The sequence below is a fragment of the Streptomyces sp. NPDC041796 genome, from assembly GCF_055590785.1.
Genome location: NZ_JBVJAH010000008.1, coordinates 121,349 through 138,345, shown reverse-complemented (window position 1 = coordinate 138,345; position 16,997 = coordinate 121,349). Strand labels below are relative to the sequence as shown.

The following is a 16,997-nucleotide window of genomic DNA, read 5'->3' as shown; positions in this document are numbered from 1 at the left end:
CCGCTCGCCGGTCAGTGCGGGCCGTCGGTCGCCTTCACGAGTTCCGCCAGTTCGTCGTGGACGGCGGCGGCGAGCCGGTCCACGTCCGGCACGGCCTTGCCGTCGGCGACGAGTCCGACGTGGACGCGCCCGCCGTACGGGGACATCGCCACGGCCAGGGCCTGGCCGCGGGCGAGCGGGGCCATGGGGTGGAGGGCGCGCAGCGGGGAGCCGCCGAGGGAGAGGGTGGAGCGGGGCAGTGGCACGTTGGTGACCAGGACGTCGAACAGCATCCGCGCCGCTCCCTGGGCGAGCGGTGCGCCGAACCGGTGGGCGAGCGGCGGCAGTTGGTCGGCGAGCACGGCGACGGCCCCGGCCCCCCGGGTGGGCCCGGCCGCCTTGTTGCGGTCCATGGCACGGCGTACGGAGCCGAGCCGGCCGAGCGGGTCGGGGTCGGACAGGGGCAGGTCCAGGAGGTACGCGGAGAAGGTGTTGCCGGGGCCGGGCGCGCCGCCGGGGCGTCGCCGGGAGACCGGTACGAGGGCGCGCGGGTCGGTCGTGGGCAGCCGTTCGCCGCGTTCCAGCATCCAGTGGCGCAGCGCCCCGGCGGTGACCGCGAGGAGCACGTCGTTGGCGGTGCCGCCGGTGACCCTGCGCACGCGCCGCACCTCCTCAAGGTCGAGGTCGGCGGTGGCCAGGCGGCGCGTCCCGCTGGAGCCGGCGGTGAGGGCGGGGGTGCCGCGCGGGTCGAGGCGGCTGGCCCGTACGACGGAGGCGCCGACGCCGAGGGCACGGCCGAGTTCCTCGATGCGTCCTCGTGCCGCGCCCGCGACGTGCAGGGGGCCGGGCAGCCAGGAGCGGGGCGGCACGGGGCGCGGGCGGCGGCGGCCGGGCGGCCGGGCGCCGGCGATCTGGTCGAAGATCCCGGCGCCGATGGCGACCGCGCGCATCCCGTCGGCGAGCGCGTGGTGCAGCTTGACGAGCACGGCGAACGGTCCGCCCGGCGCCCCGCTCAGCAGGTACATCTCCCAGGGCGGCCGCCCGCGTTCGAGGGGGCGTTCCATCAGTTCGCCGGCGAGCCGGGTCGCCTCGGCGGTGAACCCGCCGGGGTCGCCGTCCGGCAGGCGGATGTGGCGGACGTGGCGGTGTACGTCGAATGCGGGGTCGACGCTCCAGGCGGCCCCGCCGACCGGCAGCAGGACGTCGCGGACCCGCATCCTCAGCCGGGGGATGGCGGCGGCCCGCTCGGCGAGCAGGTCCAGGAGGCTTCCGGCGTCTCCGGAGTCACCCGGGGCGGGGTCGAAGCGGGCGAGAGCGCCCAGGTGCATGGGGTGGTCGGCCGTTTCCAGGTGCCAGAAGGCCAGGTCGAGAGGTGCCAGCAGCTCACTGCTCAAGAGATCCCCATGTCGTACGAGGGCCGTGGAAGGCTACGGAGCAGCAGTCAATCGCCTTCGGTCGGTTACGGTCAAGTACGATCACGTCACGTAGAGTGAACAACGGGTGTCGATTGATTGTCCGGCCTGCCGGGGATCGTGAACTCGCACCAGACGCATTTGCCACTGCCGCGCGAGTCCACGCCCCACCCATCGGTCAGCCGGTCGACCAGCAGCAGTCCCCGGCCCGAGACACCCGAAAGGCCCGCCTCACGAAGGCGCGGGAGGGCGCTGGAGCGGTCCTCGACCTCGACCCGCAGCCGCCGCTCGGACCCGGCCAGCATCCGGAGGGTGACGATCGCCCCGCCGTCGGTGTGCAGCAGCGCGTTGGTGATCAGCTCGTCGGCGACCAGCTCGATCTCGTCCGCCCTCTCCCCCGCGCCCCAGGCCCGTACCGCCGCCCTGATCATGTGCCGGGCCGAGCTCAGCGCCTCGGGGTCGCTCTGGGCCACGTGCTGCTGGAGGCGGCCGCCGGCCTGCGCGGTGTAGCCGCCCTTGCGGCGCAGCAACAGGATGGCCACGTCGTCCTCGCCGCCCCGCTCGTCGACCACGTCGCACAGGTGGTCGGCCAGCTCCTGGAGGTCGTGCGGCCCGTTGCGGACCAGCGCCGTGAGCCACTGCATGCCCTCGTCGAGGTCGGCGCCGGGCTGCTCCACGAGCCCGTCGGTGTACAGCAGCAGGGCCTGCCCGGGGTCCAGTTCCAGGATGGCGACCGGGTAGTCGAGCCGCCCGAACTCCGCCGACAGACCCAGCGGCATCCCGCCCGGCACCGGTACCCGGCGGCAGCTGCCGTCGGTGTTCCGCAGCAGCAGATCGACATGGCCCGCCCGCACCACCTGCACCACACCGGTCGCCAGATCGGCCTCCAGGTACGTGCAGGTGGCGAACCGGTCGGTGTCCAGCTCGTGCAGGAAGGAGGAGGCCCGGGCCATGACGGTGGCCGGGGTGTGCCCCTCCGCCGCGTACGCCCGGAGCACGATGCGCAGCTGGCCCATCACGGCGGCGGCGTGCGTGTCGTGCCCCTGGACGTCACCGATGACGGCACCGACCCGCCCGCCGGGCAGCGGGATGACGTCGTACCAGTCGCCGCCGATGTCCCGGCCGAGCCGGGCGGACCGGTAACGGACGGCGATCTGCGCGCCGGGGATCTCGGGGATCCGGCGCGGCAGCATGGCCTGCTGGAGCCCTTCGGCGAGGTCGTGCTCCTGCTCGAAGAGCATGGCGCGCTGGATGCTCTGCGCGATGCTGCTGCCGAGGGCGACCAGCACGTTGCGGTCCTCGGGCGAGAAGCCGTTCTTGTCGCTGTAGAGCAGGCCGAGCGCGCCGATGGGCCGGGCCTGGGCGATCAGGGGCAGATAGGCGGCGGAGGTGATCCCGAGCCCGCTGATGTGCGGCCAGAGGATGGGGTAGGAGGTGGCGAAGTCCTCGGGCGACTCGATGAACCGGGGGGCGAGGGTGCGGACGACCTCGCTCATCGGGTACTGCTCGTCCACCCGGGTGTAGCGGGTGCCGGGCACGAAGGAACCCCGGGGTCCGTCGGCGACCAGATGGATACGGCCCGACTCCAGCAGCCCCATCACCAGACTGGTCGCGCCGAGGTGCTCCAGGCCGTGCGAGTCCTTCAGGACGTCGATGACGTCCTGGACGGTCCGGGCATGGGCCAGGGCCGCGGTGGTGGACTCCACCACGCTGGTCTGGCGCCGCCGCTCCTCGTCGACCTCGCGCCGCGCGGTGGACTCGGCGAGCTCCTGGGTGGCGTCCCGGACGATGCCGATGATGCGGCGTGGACGGCCCGTCTCGTCCCGCCGGATGAACCCCTGGGTGTGCGTCCAGCGCAGACCGCCGTCACGCGTACGGATCCGGAAGTACGCGCCGTAGTGGGCGCCGCCGCTCTTGAGGGCCTGCGCCACCATCGAGTCGAGGCGGATGGACTCGCCGGCCGGGACGCGGGGGGCAAGACTCTCGGGCCGCCCGTCGTACTCGGTGACGTCCACCTGGAACACCTCGAGGGCGGTCCGGTCCATATGCATGAGCCCTGTGTCGAGGTCCCAGTCGAAGCTGCCCATGCGGTTGAGGGTCAGACTCAGATCCGGGTGGGCGGGCCAGTCCTCGGGAAGCGACAGGGCATCCGCTGCCGGATCAACCATGGAGCCACTCTGCCATCATTTGTCGGGTTTTTCGACTGTTCGCGTCACCGGCGGAACCATCAGCCCTCGTAGGGCTCCGGTCCGAGGAGCATTCCCTCGGGCTCGCCACCCATGTCCGGCGGAAGGCCTTCCGTGTCGGATACGCCGGGGTCGTCGGATACGCCGGGGTCGTCGGGTACGCCGGGCCGGTCGGGCGCACCGGGTCCGTCGGGTGCATCAGGGCCGTCGGGCGCACCGGGTCCGTCCGGCGCGGCTTCCGGCACACCGGGACCGTCCTGCGGGGCGGGTTCACCGCCCGGGTCGGCCGGACGGTCGCCCGGGCCGTTGGGCGCGGGCATGACCGGTGGCGGCGGAGGTGGCGGCGGGGTGGGGCAGCCGGGCGGGACCGTCAGGGTGCCGGTCGCGGTCGGGCAGTCCGCCGGTGCCACCGGCTCGGGCACCTGGGGCTGCTCCGGTGCCGGTGAAGACTCGAGGTCACGCTCACCGGGGGCGTACGGGGGCGGTACCTCGGGCCGCTTGTCCCGCTCCCCGCCGGTACCCGTGAGGCGTTCGATCCAGGTGTTGTCCCGGAGGTCCACGATGATCAGGCTGTGCACCACCTGCTGGGTGGGCGTGACGATCACGACCCGCCCGGGGTCGTAGCCCGCCCAGGGCCTGCCCCGGTCCACGGCGGCACCGTTCACTCCGGCGGGACCGGCGGCCTCCCGGGCGACGGCCGGCGACCGCAGCGGCCCGCCGCACGCGCACCGCACCCGCGGCGCCCCGTAACTGTCGACGAGGATGGCCGTCCCGGCCTGGAGGACGGACTGGAAGGGCAGGGCCGAGCCGTCGCGGTAGCCGTGGGCCGTGACCCGGGCGTCGGCGCGCAGCACCACCGGGGTGAGGCCGCGCAGCCAGGACGCGACGCCCGCGGCGCCGACGCCCGCGGCCTGCGCGAAGGCCCGCGCCTTGGTGTCGTCGTCGGTCAGGAGGCGGGCCTGCCGTTCGACGTCGCAGCTCGGGGCCGAGCGCGTACCGCCGTAGAGACCGGGCGTGGAGCCGGAGACCATTCGGGGGCCCCGGCTCCCCGCGGTCCGCCGGGGCGGCGCGGGGGGCGTACGCGGGGAGGGGCGGGCCGTCGACGCGGTGAACGGGTGGGGGCCGCGGGCGCCGGCCGGCTGAAGACGCGCGTCCCGCGTGTCCACCGCCGTCCTGGTGCCCGCCGTACCGGAACCCTCGCCACCCCCACCGCCGCAGCCCGTCACCAGCAGCACGGCGGCCAGCAGCAGCGCGGTCGGTACGGCGAATGCGGTCGGCCGGGCCGGCGCGGTGCACCGGCGGCGACGACGTATCGGTGAACGCACACCATCCTCCTCTTCGTGATCCCTGTCTGCCGGATCACGCGGCGCTCCGCAACCGGAAGGGCAGCCCCCGAAGGGGTTTGAATGCGTTCAAGAAGCCTCTGCGCCACGGTGGAGAGCTCGGCGCCGGACCGCTGCGGATCCGCGCGCCGTGCCGGTGGTGTGGGCGGCGTACGGGGAGGACGGCTTCGGGTTCGCGTGCCGAACGCCGGCGGTCACCCCGAGAGCGGTGAGGAGCAGCTCGTGGTGGACCGGCGGCAGGACGGTTCCGTGGCGTTCACCCTGACGGCGTTCGGCATGTACCAGCGGCCGGGCCGGGGCGCGTACGCGCGGCACCTGGGCCGGACGCTCCGAAAGATCGCCACGGGATGGCCCTCGTCCGATACTGGAACCGATGGAGTGGTTCTGGTTCGCCTCGTCCGACTACTGGCTGAGCCGCCTGGTCTTCCAGCGGGCGCTCGCCGGGGTCTACTTGGTCGCGTTCCTCGGTGCCGCCCTGCAGTTCCGGGCGCTCATCGGCGAGCGCGGCATGCTGCCGGTCCCCGCCCACCTGCGCCGCGTACCGCCCCGGGTGGCACCCAGCGTCTTCCACCTGCACTACTCGGACCGGTTCTTCGCGCTCTGCGCCTGGGCGGGGGCGGCACTGTCGCTCGCGATGGTCGCGGGGGCGGGCGACGCGGTGCCCCTCGCGGTCTCGATGCTGATGTGGGCGGTGCTCTGGGCGCTGTACCTGTCCATCGTCAACGTCGGGCAGACCTGGTACGGCTTCGGCTGGGAATCGCTGCTCCTGGAGACGGGCTTCCTCGCCGTCTTCCTCGGCAACGAGGACACGGCCCCACCCCTGCTGATCCTCTTCCTGCTGCGGTGGCTGCTGTTCCGGGTCGAGTTCGGGGCCGGTCTGATCAAGCTGCGCGGCGACGCCTGCTGGCGCGACCTGACCTGCCTGTACTACCACCACGAGACACAGCCGATGCCCGGCCCGCTGAGCTGGTTCTTCCACCACCTCCCGAGGCCCCTGCACCGGGTGGAGGCCGCGGCCAACCATGTGACGCAACTGGTCGTACCGGTGCTGCTCTTCACCCCGCAGCCGGTGGCGAGCGCCGCGGCGGGCCTGATCGTCCTGACCCAGCTCTGGCTGGTGCTGTCGGGCAACTTCTCCTGGCTGAACTGGATCACGATCGTGCTGGCCCTGTCGGCCGTCGACGGCTCCCTCGTGGCCGACGCGCCCACGCTGCCCGCTCCCCCGCTCTGGTACGGGATCCTGGTCATCGCCGTCACCGCCGTCGTCGTGGTCCTCAGCCGGCGTCCCGCGCGCAACCTGCTCTCCCGTCGGCAGGCCATGAACCGCTCCTACGACCCGCTGCACCTGGTCAACACCTACGGGGCCTTCGGGACGGTGGGCCGGGTCCGGTACGAGATCGTGATCGAGGGCACCGACGAGGCGACCGTGCACCCGGGCACGGTGTGGCGGGAGTACGAGTTCAAGGGCAAGCCCGGCGACGTACGCCGGCTGCCGCGCCAGTTCGCCCCGTACCACCTGCGCCTCGACTGGATGATGTGGTTCGCCGCGCTCTCCCCCGCGTACGCGCACGGCTGGTTCGCGCCGTTCGTGGAGCGGCTGCTCGAAGGGGACCGCGACACGCTGCGGCTGCTGCGCCACAACCCCTTCCCGGACGCCCCGCCCGTACGCGTCCGCGCCCGGCTGTACCGCTACCGCTTCACGACCTGGCGCGAACTGCGGGAGACGGGCGCCTGGTGGCACCGGACCCACGTCCGGGAGTTCCTGCCGCCGACCCGGCTGTCCTGACCGTCCGGGAAGCCGCGAAGGGGTGGCCCGGAACGCAGTGCGCCGCACACACGCGTGCCCTCCGCCCCTGGGGGCGGAGGGCACATGCGCGGCGTACTGATCAGTCGATGCCGGGCAGGATGTGCGGCTCGGCGAGGTCTTCCTCGTAACCGGCCAGCCGGATGGGGGCCGAACGGGCCCACACTTCGAGGCTGCCGAGGGTGTCGGGCTCGGCAGACCGTTCGCCGTGTTCCGCCGGCCGATGCTCCTGCTTCATGAGTTCTGGTGTCACCGCGCACTCCTTCGTGTCGCGAACCTATGAGGACATGTACTGCCGTTCGGTCGCGGTGGCGCCGGTACTCGGGCGGAAACGCAGCCTTGGTGGCAGGCTTGTCCCCGAGGCCCGCCTGAGGGGGTTTCGTGGATCCCTGGCGGCGGGCCGTTCGCCTCAGGTTAACCAAATGAGCGGACTTCCGCTCGATGGAACGCGTCACATAGTCAGGATCCGGACACCTTGCCCGCTTCCGGACAGGACGTGCGGGTCACCGGGTGGCACGTGCGGAACGCCCTGTGACGCTCACCACTTGGAGGGCGCGTAGTCCTTCAGGAAGCAGCCGTACAGGTCCTCGCCCATCTCCCCCCGCACGATCGGGTCGTAGACCCGGGCGGCGCCGTCGATGAGGTCGAGCGGGGCGTGGAAGCCCGCCTCGGCGAGCCGCATCTTGTCGGGGTGCGGGCGCTCGTCGGTGATCCAGCCGGTGTCCACCGCGGTCATCAGGATGCGGTCGGACTCGAACATCTCCTGGGCACTGGTGCGGGTGAGCATGTTGAGCGCGGCCTTGGCCATGTTGGTGTGCGGGTGCCCGGCGCCCTTGTAGCCGCGGCTGAAGACGCCCTCCATGGCGGAGACGTTCACCACGTACGTACGCCGCGCCGAGGACGAGGCCATCGACCGGCGGAGCCGGCTGATGAGGATGAACGGCGCGGTGGAGTTGCACAGCTGGACTTCGAGCAGCTCGACCGGGTCGACCTCGGAGACCGTCTGGATCCAGCTGTTGGTGTCGTGCAGGTCCGGCACCAGGCCACCGGCGTCGATCGCGGTGCCCGCGGCGATGCGTTCGAGCGACGCCGAGCCGCTCACCAGGGCGAGCTCCGTGACGTCCTGGGCGGTCAGGCCCTCGCCGTTGCGGGGCGACGGAAGGGCGGCCATGGTCTCCACGGCGCCGCTGCCGAAGGTGCCGATGACCTCGGCGGGCGGCAGCTCGCCCGCGGGCAGCGGCGCGGACTCCGCGGCGAGCAGCTCGCTGTACGCCTGCGGGGAGCGGCGCACGGTCTGGGCGGCGTTGTTGATCAGGATGTCCAGCGGGCCCTCGGCGGCGACCGAGTCGGCGAGGGCGACGACCTGCGCCGGGTCGCGCAGGTCGATGCCGACGATCTTCAGGCGGTGGATCCACTCGTCGCTGTCCGGCATCGCCTTGAAGCGGCGGATCGCGTCGTTGGGGAAACGGGTGGTGATGGTGGTGTGAGCACCGTCACGCAGAAGCCGCAGCGCGATGTACATGCCGATCTTGGCCCGGCCGCCCGTGAGCAGCGCGCGCCGGCCGGTCAGGTCGGTACGGGCGTCGCGGCGGGCCCGGTTCTCGGCGGCGCACTTCTGGCACAGCTGGTGGTAGAAGGCGTCGACCTCGATGTACCGCGTCTTGCAGATGTAGCAGGAGCGGGGCCGCTGGAGTATGCCCGCGATCTCGCCCACGACCGAGGAGGACGGCAGCAGCCCCTGCGTCTCGTCGTCGATCCGCTCGGCCGAGCCGGTCGCGGTGGCCTCGGTGACCGCCTTGTCGTGGGCGGTCTTCGCTGCCCGGCGCTCCTGGCGGCGGCGCTGCTTGACGGTCCGGTAGACACCGGCCGTGGCACGGCGGACGGCGATGGCGTCCGGGTGGTCGACGTCCAGCGTGTCGAGCTCCTCGAGGACGCTCAGGCAGACGGCCAGGCGCTCGGGGTCGATTCCCGGCCCGTACGCCTGGTTCTCTTCAGTCACCGTCATGGCCGTCGCTGTCCTTCGATCACTCGTATGCCACGTTTACTTTTCAAAGCTTTCAAAAGCCGAACTTTACGTCAGCGAGGGCCCCGGCCGCCAAACGCCCGCAACCCGGCCCCCGAGAGGGCGCCCCACACCAGGTCGGGGGGCTGTGTCCGCCCGGCCGGGACGAGCAGGACACCCGTCCGCCACGCAACGGGGGCGGATCATGTACTCCCGTACTACGACGGCAGTACACGCGACCGGGTGCTCAGGGACGACGACGCGGACGCCCCTCGCGGGAGATCGTTGGCGCATGAGCTCCCTGGCGCTGTCCGTGCTGCTGTCACTGGTCTCCGCCGTCGCGTACGCGGCCGGGGCGATCGTGCAGGAGCGGGTCGCCGCGTCCGGCACGACCGCCGTGTCCTCGGCCGCCTGGTGGGCGGCCGTACTGCTGAACGGTGCGGGAGGTCTGCTGCACGTCGTGGCGTTGGCGTACGGCCCGCTGAGCGTGGTGCAGCCGCTGGGCGCGTTGACGATCGTGTTCGCCCTGCCGATGGCGGCGCTCTTCGTGGGACGGCGGGCGAGCGCCACCGCGTGGCGCGGCGCGGTCCTGGCGACGGTGGGGCTCATGGGGCTGCTGGCGTCGGCCGGGGCGGGTGGCGGGCGGTCGTTGGACGGCGGGGCGCGGGTGCTGCTGGCGGTGGTGTGCGCCGGGGCGGTGGCGGCGCTGTTCCTCGGGGCGCGCGGCGTGCGCCGGCCGGTGGTGCGCAGCGTGCTGCTGGCGGCAGCGGCGGGGCTGGCCTTCGGGGTCGGCTCGGTGTTCACCAAGACCGTGGCGGCCACCTTCGTGGCGGACGCCCCGCTGGCCCAGTGGCCGAGCCTGCTGGTGGTGGCGGCGCTCGCGGCCGCCGGGCTGCTGCTGTCGCAGGCTTCCTACCGGGGTGCCGGGCTGGCGGCGCCGCTGGCGACCGTCACGGTGGTCAACCCGGTGGTGGCCGCCGCCGTCGGTATCACGCTGTTCGGCGAGCAGTTCCGGTACGGACCGGCCGGCACCGTGCTCGCGCTGGGGTGCGGCGTGGTGGCGGCGGGCGGCTTGGCCCTGCTCACCGCCACCACGCCGCCGCCGTCACAACCGGACGCCGCCCGCCCGCAGGTAGGCCAGGGGATCGATGTCGGAGCCGTACCCCGGCCCCGTCCGCACCTCGAAGTGGAGATGCGGCCCGGTGCTGTTGCCGGTCGATCCTGAACGGGCGATCCGCTGGCCGCTGGTGACCCGCTGCCCCTCGCGGACGGTGAGCGCGGAGAGGTGCGCGTACTGGCTGTACCTGCCGTCCTCGTGCCGGATGACGACCTGGTACCCGTACGCACCGCCCCAGCCCGCGGAGACGACCCGGCCGGAGGCGACGGCCTTCACGGAGGTACCGGTCGGGACCGCGAAATCGACGCCGGTGTGGTAACCGCTGGCCCAGGAGGAGCCGGCTTTGCGGTAGGCGGTGCTGGGACCGGCGTCGACGGGCGCGCTGAATCCGGCGGTCCGCGGCTTGGGGGCTGCGGGCTTGGCGGTGGCCGGTTCGGCTGTGGCCGGTTTGGACGTGGCGGGCTTCTGGGTGACGGGCTTCGGGGTCGCGGGCTTCGGCCGGGCCGGCTTCGCGGCGGGCGGTTTCGGTGCCGCCGGGGCCGGCTTGGCCGCGGGGGGCCTGGGCGCGGTCGTACGCAGCGTCAGTTTCTGCCCCGGCATGATCAGGTCGGGGTCGCTGCCGATGACCGTGCGGTTGTCGGCGTACAGCCGCTGCCAGCCGCCCCTGACCTTCTCCGCCTCGGCGATCCCGGACAGGGAGTCGCCGTGGGCCACCGTGTAACTCTCCCGCTTGCCGGGGACGGTGGTGGGGGTCGCGGGCGGCGAGGAGGTGCGGGGCTTCTTGCTCTGTGCCTCCGACGTCCCCCGGTGTTTCGCCTGCGGGGCGATGTCGGGCGCGTCGCCGCCGCGGGTGAGGCCCGCCTTGACCGAACAGGTGGGCCAGGCACGCGGTCCCTGGCCCTTGAGCACCTTCTCGGCGATCGCGATCTGCTGGTCCCTGGTGGCGAGGTCGGCGCGCGGCGCGTAGCGCGTACCGCCGTACGCCTCCCAGGTCGACTGGGTGAACTGGAGCCCGCCGTAATAGCCGTTGCCGGTGTTGATCTGCCAGTTGTTGGTGGACTCGCAGGCCGCGACCTTCTCCCAGACGTCCACCGACGCCGCGTGCGCCGAACCCGCCCCTATCAGCGGCAGCGCCATCCCGGCGCCGCTCGCCGTGACGGTGAGCGATGCCCGGTTGATACGGCTCGGCTGATACCGGCGGTGTCGTCCGCGTACGGCCATGGGTCGGTCCCCCCTTGCACACGTCAGCAGCGGCCCAAGCTAGAGGCACTCCGCATGCCGTGACAAGGGGGCGCGTGGTTCGTCAAATACCCGTTCGGCGCCGCTGGTTGGGAATGCGCCGGTGAACGTCCCGCTCGCGCGGCGCGTATGGACGCGTACCCATACGCGCAACCCAGGAGTACACACAATGAGTGGCACTGCTCAGATCGGCGTGACCGGGCTCGCGGTCATGGGCCGCAACCTCGCGCGCAACATCGCCCGCAGCGGTTTCACGGTCGCCGTGCACAACCGGACCTTCGCCAGGGCGGAGGCGCTCGTCGAGGAGTTCGGCGACGAGGGCACGTTCATCGCCGCGAAGAGCGCCGAGGATTTCGTCGCGGCTCTGGAGCGGCCGCGCCGTCTGATCGTCATGGTGAAGGCGGGCGAGCCGACCGACGCGGTGATCGACGAGTTCGCCCCGCTTCTGGAACCGGGCGACGTCATCATTGACGGCGGCAACGCGCACTTCGCCGACACCCGGCGCCGGGAGAGCGCGCTGCGGGAGCGCGGGATCCACTTCGTCGGCGCGGGCATCTCCGGCGGCGAGGAGGGCGCCCTGCACGGGCCGAGCATCATGCCGGGCGGGTCCGCCGAGGCGTACGCGTCGCTCGGCCCCCTGCTGGAGCGGATCGCCGCCAAGGCCCCGGACGGCACACCGTGCGTGGCCCACGTCGGCCCGGACGGCGCCGGCCACTTCGTCAAGATGGTGCACAACGGCATCGAGTACGCCGACATGCAACTGATCGCGGAGGCGTACCACCTGCTGCGCGACGTGGCGGGCTTCGCTCCCGCGCAGATCGCCGAGACCTTCCGCGGCTGGAACGCCGGGCGGCTCGGCTCCTACCTGATCGAGATCACAGCGGAGGTGCTCGCGCACACGGACGCGGCGACCGGGAAACCGTTCGTCGACGTCGTGGCCGACCGGGCGGAGCAGAAGGGGACGGGCCGGTGGACCGTGCAGATCGCGCTGGACCTGGGGGTGCCGGTGTCGGGGATCGCGGAGGCGGTGTTCGCCCGTTCGCTCTCCGGACACGCGGCACTGCGCGAGGCGTCACGCGACCTGCCGGGCCCCACGTCACAGCCGCTCACCGAGGCGGAGGCCGCGCGGTTCGCAGAACAGGTGGAGCAGGCGCTGTACGCGTCGAAGATCGTGTCGTACACCCAGGGATTCCACCAGATCCGCGCGGGCGCCGAGGCGTACGGGTGGAAGGTGGACCTGGCGGCGGTGGCGTCGCTGTGGCGGGCGGGCTGCATCATCCGAGCGGCGTTCCTGGACCGGATCCGCGGCGCGTACGCGGCTCATCCGGGGCTGGTGACCCTGCTCGCCGACGCGGGGTTCGCGGAGGAGATCGGGGTGGCCCAGGACGACTGGCGCGCCGTGGTTTCGACCGCGGCGCGCCGGGGCGTCCCGACGCCGGGGTTCTCCGCCGCGCTCGCCCACTACGACGCCCTGCGGGCACCCCGGTTGCCCGCCGCGCTGACCCAGGGCCAGCGGGACTTCTTCGGGGCGCACACCTACCGGCGAACCGACCGGGAGGGTTCCTTCCACACGCTCTGGGGCGGTGACCGCTCGGAGGTGGACGCGGGCTGAGCGGGGCGCGGGACGGGGGGTGGGTGGGCCGGGAGCGGGGCGCGGTGGGTGGTCGGCGGCTGAGCCGGGGGCGGGGGCCGGTCGAGGGCCAGGGGCTGAGGCGGGGTCGGCGGTCGGGCGGACCGGCGGTCGGGTGAGCGGGGGCCAGCCCCGGGGCCGGGTGGCGCCGGACCGGCACCGGCGGTCGGGGTGGCGCCGGTCCCGGGGTCGGGGGCTGGGCTGAGCTGGGGCCCGGGGCGGGGTGGCGCCGGGGATCGGGGGCGGGGCTGAGGCCGGCCCGGGCGGGCCGGGCCGGGGGCGTTGGCTCAGCTCGCCGGGCCGGGCTCCGGTTCCGGGCCGGGCACCGGGTCGGGTCCGGGTGGCTTGGGCACCGGGTCCGGGGCCGGCCCGGGCGGCGGCGGCCCGGGGTGCGGCGGCGGCGTCGGGGTCGGTACGGGGCCGGGCGCGGGGCCCGGCTCCGGACCCGGCGGGCCCGGCTGCGGCACAGGTGTCGGTGGCACCGGGTCCGGCGGGCCGGGCGGCGGCGTCGGCGCGGGCGGTACGGGGTCGGGGGGATACGGGTTCGGGCTGGTCATGGCGAGCTCCCTGGGCGGTTCGGCCGTGTACGTTCCACGTTCTCGCGCTGCGCGTTCCCCCGCGCGGTGGGATCACTCCTCGGGGGTACGGCCGCGCGGTACGGCCGACCCCCGGCCGCCCCTTGGTCGGTTCCCGGCCGTCCCGTCAGCCTCGGGCGGCCGGGACGGCGTGCGGGCTCCGCGCGGTGTCGCTGCCGGGCACGGGCGCCGACGCGTCCGAGCCGAGGTCCACGATCTTGTTGGCCGCGTCGACATGGACGACCCGCGGCACGAGCGACCGGGCCTCGGCGTCGTCGACCTGGGCGTAGCTGATCAGGATCACCAGATCGCCGGGGTGCACGAGGTGGGCGGCCGCGCCATTGATGCCGATGACCCCGGAACCGCGCTCACCTTCGATGACGTACGTCTCCAGACGGGCACCGTTGTCGATGTCGACGATGTGCACGAGCTCGCCCGGGAGGAGATCGGCCGCCTCCATCAGGTCGGCGTCCACGGTGACCGATCCCACGTAGTGGAGATCCGCCTGGGTCACGGTGGCCCGGTGGATCTTGGACTTGAACATGGTACGAAGCATCGAGGTACTCCTGGATCTAGGCTCCCTGCCTGCGTTTGTGCAGGTCAAGGGCGGTTTCCCTACCTTACAACGAGTCGCATGTTCGGTCAGCTTTCACCAGGTTTTTGAGGACTGATGCTGACCAATTGCCGACTTTTCTGACGCACCATCAGGTGACTGCAGGAGAACTTCGCCAACCCTCCTGGACCCACCGCGACGACTACACAAGCCTAGCCAGCAGCCTCCGAACGGTGTCCGTGATCACCGTCACTCTGGCGGCCTGGGAGGCTAGGAGCGAGGGCGGCCGCAAGGGATCCGGGGTGCGCACCGCCAGGGGCCAGTCGGCCCAGGCCCCTCCCTATCCCCTTCAGGGGGAGGTCCCCATGCTTCAACAGGAATCCGATGGGCCGAAGCGGCACCGCAACATAGCCGCGGATCGCCGGTTAGCCAAACCGGCGATTCTCATGACCATGGCTCCAGCTCGTCCGGTACCTCCTGGCGGTGGCACAGGGCGGGCATCAAGGACGTTAGGAATTCGGTCAGAGCAGAGCGCGCGTCGATACCGCGATCAGGCTCAGGCCAGCCCCGAGGAGCCATCTTGCCCACCATGGAACCGCAGTCGCACTCCGACGAGACCCGCACGGATATCAACTCGTCGGGCAGGCGCCGCAGCGTCGAGTCCGTCCTCATGGACACTTCCGAGGTCGCCACGATGCTCAACATGTCCACGAGCTGGGTCTATAAGGAGGCATCGAAATTGGGCTTGAAGGGCTACAAGCTCGGCCGAGGCAAGAACGCCAAGGTGCTGTACAAGAGGGCCGAGATCTTCAAATGGCTGGAGCAGCAGAAGATCCACTAGCCGCTGCCTCGTTTCCCGTACTTTGCCACCCTCCACCACTAATCGAACAGCCACCTCTCCCCGGCGCCCAAAGGGACACACTCATTCGCGCCGGCGCTCGCGAAGCCGTCGGGGGCCCAACCCATCCGGAGGACCGAGATGGCAGCGACCCCCCGCAGGAGGCGGGTTCGCCGTAGCGGCAGAGGAGCGCTTGGCGCCCGTCGCTGCTGCACGGCCCGCCCAGTGGGCGGGCCGTGCAGCCGTTAAGGACCCCCAGCACTGGCGGCGTGATGACTACAGGTCGTGAGGGTCACGCTTGTTGCCCTGGATACGCAGCATGATCACTGTGCGGGGCCTTGGGTCGCCAGCAGGGCCGGGGACGGTGCGGACGTGGACGCAGGCGGGTACTGAGGCCAGTCCGTCGGGTTTGTCTGTGAGGTCCAGGACGACGAGGAAGTTCAGAGGCGGGCCGTTGACCTGGTAGGAGATCGCCTGTGAGAGGAAGGCTCTGTTGTAGGCGTCCCAGGAGGGGTTGGCCCAGTCTCGTTTGAGTTCGAGCGTGATCAGCTCGTCGTGGGGGCGCCAGGCGATGTCGACGCGTCCCGCCCCGATGTTGCTGACTTCGAGTTCGACGCGCAGGCCCTGGCCACGGAGGAAATCGCGGAGGTCTCTGCCCATCTCTTTTTCCAGTGGCTTGACTTCGTCCTTTTTGAGGCGGCGGAGGTACTTGCGGGCGTCGCCACCGAACTTCTGCGTCTCGTTGAGCCGCAGGTCCAAGAAGCGGAGCAGGTAGAGCAGCATGCGGTCGATATCGGCGGCGAACTGGCCGGTGTAGCCGTCGGGACATTGCTGTCGCAGATCGGTGCGGGTCTGGCGGTAGGCGGTGGCGATTGCCGGAATTTCATCGACGGGTTCTCGAGCCTGGCGTGCCTGCCACATGTCGGCTAGGCGGCCGGCGAGTTCGGGCGCTGCAGCGAGGAAGCCGGACAGGCGGTCGGTGTCGTCAGGCGGCAGGGGAAGCCCGGCAAGGACGGTTGCCGGGCCTTCAGGTTTTGGGCGGGGGTCCTGCCTTCCGGATGACAGGGCTTCGCGGAGAGCGGTGGCCTGTTCCCGTACGACCGGGGTCGTGGGGTCCTGGTCGGACTCGCATGCACTGCTGAGTTCGGCGAGCCACTGGTCGAGCATGGCTAGGCCGCCTTCGCGGGCGAGCAGAGTCTGTTCCACACGCGGGGCCAGCAGGGCGTGCAGGCCCGGCGTCGAGACCGAGGCACCGGGTGTGCCTGCCCGTGATAGGGAGCCGTCGGTAGGGGTGAGCAGGTCAAGACTTCGGTGAGCTGCGTAGACGTCCACCAAGCTGGTGATGACGGCGGCGGCGTGCAGCCACGACCCGTCTCGGTCAGCGTCCTGGGCGTGGACGAGGGTGTCGAGGAGCTGCTGCCAGGTGACAAGGGTGTCCAGGCGGGGAGTGCGCCAGCCGGGCGGCAGGCCGAGAAGATTCAGGCGGATGTCCAAGATCGCGTCCTGAAGCCGTCCGAGGGTGTCGTCGGAGACGGTGGCGCCTGTCGTGTAGGCGAGGACGGCGTCCAGGGCGGCGCCGAAGCCGACTGCGTCCGGGCGTTCTTCCATGCAAGCTGCGTCGCTCAGATATTCGCGGGCTTTGAGGAGCTTGGGACGGGCCTCGTCCACGGTAGCGGCGGTGAAGGCTTGGCGTAGCGTGAGCATGCCCAGCTCGAAGGCTGCGTCGTCGGCGACGTCGTCGTGGTCGAGGAGATGCTCCAACAGCGGTGGGATTTCCGGGGCCGGAAACTGTTCGGCGAGCGCGCCAGCCACACGGACGGCGCGGGCGGCGAAGCCCTCGTCGACACGTGCCAGTTCCCTGCGCATGCGGCGCAGTCTGTCCACAAGGCCGTGGTGGCTCGCGATGCCAGCCAGAACGAGGCGGGCGCAGGCTTCCAAAGCGATACCGCCCAAAAGATCCAGGCGGGTGCGGCTCGCGTCCAGCCAGACGTCGGCGAGATCCTCACCGAGCACCCGGACGGCATCGGGATGGGTGAGCAGGGCCGTGACGACGCCTTCGAGGAGAAGCGGGTCGTCGGGGGACTCGGCCGCGGCGAGAAGGAAATCCTGGCCGACTGAGCTGGCCAGTGTGATGCTCTCGTTGCAGAGGAGTGACACCAGAGCGGGCAGGTCGTCGTGGTCTAGTAGTTCGTCCCGGGCCTCGGTCAGGAGCATCAGACCGCCAAGTTCCGCCAGGGTGGGCGGGGGTGCGCCAGTCCGACGCGCGTCGGCCAACAGGTGCAGAGGGTCGGTGGCAGGGCCTGTCATCGTCGTGCCTCC

General features: G+C 71.9%; 12 protein-coding genes. 4 read left to right on the top strand and 8 right to left on the bottom strand.

From position 1 onward, the window contains the following. Positions 1-11 precede the first annotated feature (11 nt). From ACZ6C1_RS18195 to ACZ6C1_RS18185, 3 genes are all read right to left on the bottom strand, one after another. Positions 12-1,373 carry a wax ester/triacylglycerol synthase family O-acyltransferase gene (locus tag ACZ6C1_RS18195; protein ID WP_469242095.1) on the bottom strand — a complete coding sequence of 454 codons (1,362 nt, stop codon included), beginning with the start codon at positions 1,371-1,373 and terminating at the stop codon, positions 12-14. 86 nt (positions 1,374-1,459) lie between these two features. Continuing rightward, positions 1,460-3,559, bottom strand: coding sequence for a SpoIIE family protein phosphatase (locus ACZ6C1_RS18190; RefSeq protein ID WP_469242094.1), 2,100 nt, complete (start codon positions 3,557-3,559; stop codon positions 1,460-1,462). 59 nt (positions 3,560-3,618) lie between these two features. After that, a complete protein-coding gene (locus ACZ6C1_RS18185; RefSeq protein WP_469242093.1) occupies positions 3,619-4,902 on the bottom strand; it encodes a DUF6777 domain-containing protein in 1,284 nt (427 codons plus the stop codon). A 391-nt stretch (positions 4,903-5,293) separates the two neighbouring features. Here ACZ6C1_RS18185 and ACZ6C1_RS18180 point away from each other — a divergent pair, with 391 nt between their 5' ends. Next, complete coding sequence (locus ACZ6C1_RS18180; RefSeq protein WP_469242092.1) at positions 5,294-6,706, top strand: lipase maturation factor family protein; 1,413 nt, start codon at positions 5,294-5,296, stop codon at positions 6,704-6,706. A gap of 100 nt (positions 6,707-6,806) precedes the next feature. On the opposite strand, the gene ACZ6C1_RS18175 is transcribed toward ACZ6C1_RS18180, so the two are convergent. Then, positions 6,807-6,977: a hypothetical protein gene (locus ACZ6C1_RS18175; RefSeq protein WP_469242091.1), complete on the bottom strand. Its 171-nt coding sequence runs from the start codon at positions 6,975-6,977 to the stop codon at positions 6,807-6,809. A 285-nt stretch (positions 6,978-7,262) separates the two neighbouring features. Then, positions 7,263-8,729, bottom strand: coding sequence for an SDR family NAD(P)-dependent oxidoreductase (locus ACZ6C1_RS18170; RefSeq protein WP_469242090.1), 1,467 nt, complete (start codon positions 8,727-8,729; stop codon positions 7,263-7,265). Positions 8,730-9,018: 289 nt separating this feature from the next. Here ACZ6C1_RS18170 and ACZ6C1_RS18165 point away from each other — a divergent pair, with 289 nt between their 5' ends. Then, complete coding sequence (locus tag ACZ6C1_RS18165) at positions 9,019-9,951, top strand: DMT family transporter (protein ID WP_469242089.1); 933 nt, start codon at positions 9,019-9,021, stop codon at positions 9,949-9,951. Here the strand turns inward: ACZ6C1_RS18165 and ACZ6C1_RS18160 are convergent. After that, on the bottom strand, positions 9,832-11,064 hold the full coding sequence (locus ACZ6C1_RS18160; RefSeq protein WP_469242088.1) for a transglycosylase family protein: 1,233 nt from the start codon (positions 11,062-11,064) through the stop codon (positions 9,832-9,834). The two genes, ACZ6C1_RS18165 and ACZ6C1_RS18160, sit on opposite strands and share 120 nt — an antisense overlap. Before the next feature lie 187 nt (positions 11,065-11,251). Between ACZ6C1_RS18160 and gndA the strand changes: the two genes are divergently transcribed. Then, positions 11,252-12,694, top strand: coding sequence for an NADP-dependent phosphogluconate dehydrogenase (gene gndA, locus ACZ6C1_RS18155; protein ID WP_469242087.1), 1,443 nt, complete (start codon positions 11,252-11,254; stop codon positions 12,692-12,694). A gap of 720 nt (positions 12,695-13,414) precedes the next feature. Here gndA and panD read toward each other — a convergent pair. Next, positions 13,415-13,843: an aspartate 1-decarboxylase gene (gene panD, locus ACZ6C1_RS18150; protein ID WP_469242086.1), complete on the bottom strand. Its 429-nt coding sequence runs from the start codon at positions 13,841-13,843 to the stop codon at positions 13,415-13,417. A 586-nt stretch (positions 13,844-14,429) separates the two neighbouring features. Here panD and ACZ6C1_RS18145 point away from each other — a divergent pair. After that, entirely contained in the window at positions 14,430-14,681 is a 252-nt protein-coding gene (locus ACZ6C1_RS18145) for a helix-turn-helix domain-containing protein (protein WP_469242314.1), read from the top strand. Positions 14,682-14,954: 273 nt separating this feature from the next. On the opposite strand, the gene ACZ6C1_RS18140 is transcribed toward ACZ6C1_RS18145, so the two are convergent. After that, complete coding sequence (locus ACZ6C1_RS18140; RefSeq protein WP_469242085.1) at positions 14,955-16,985, bottom strand: hypothetical protein; 2,031 nt, start codon at positions 16,983-16,985, stop codon at positions 14,955-14,957. Positions 16,986-16,997 lie beyond the last annotated feature (12 nt).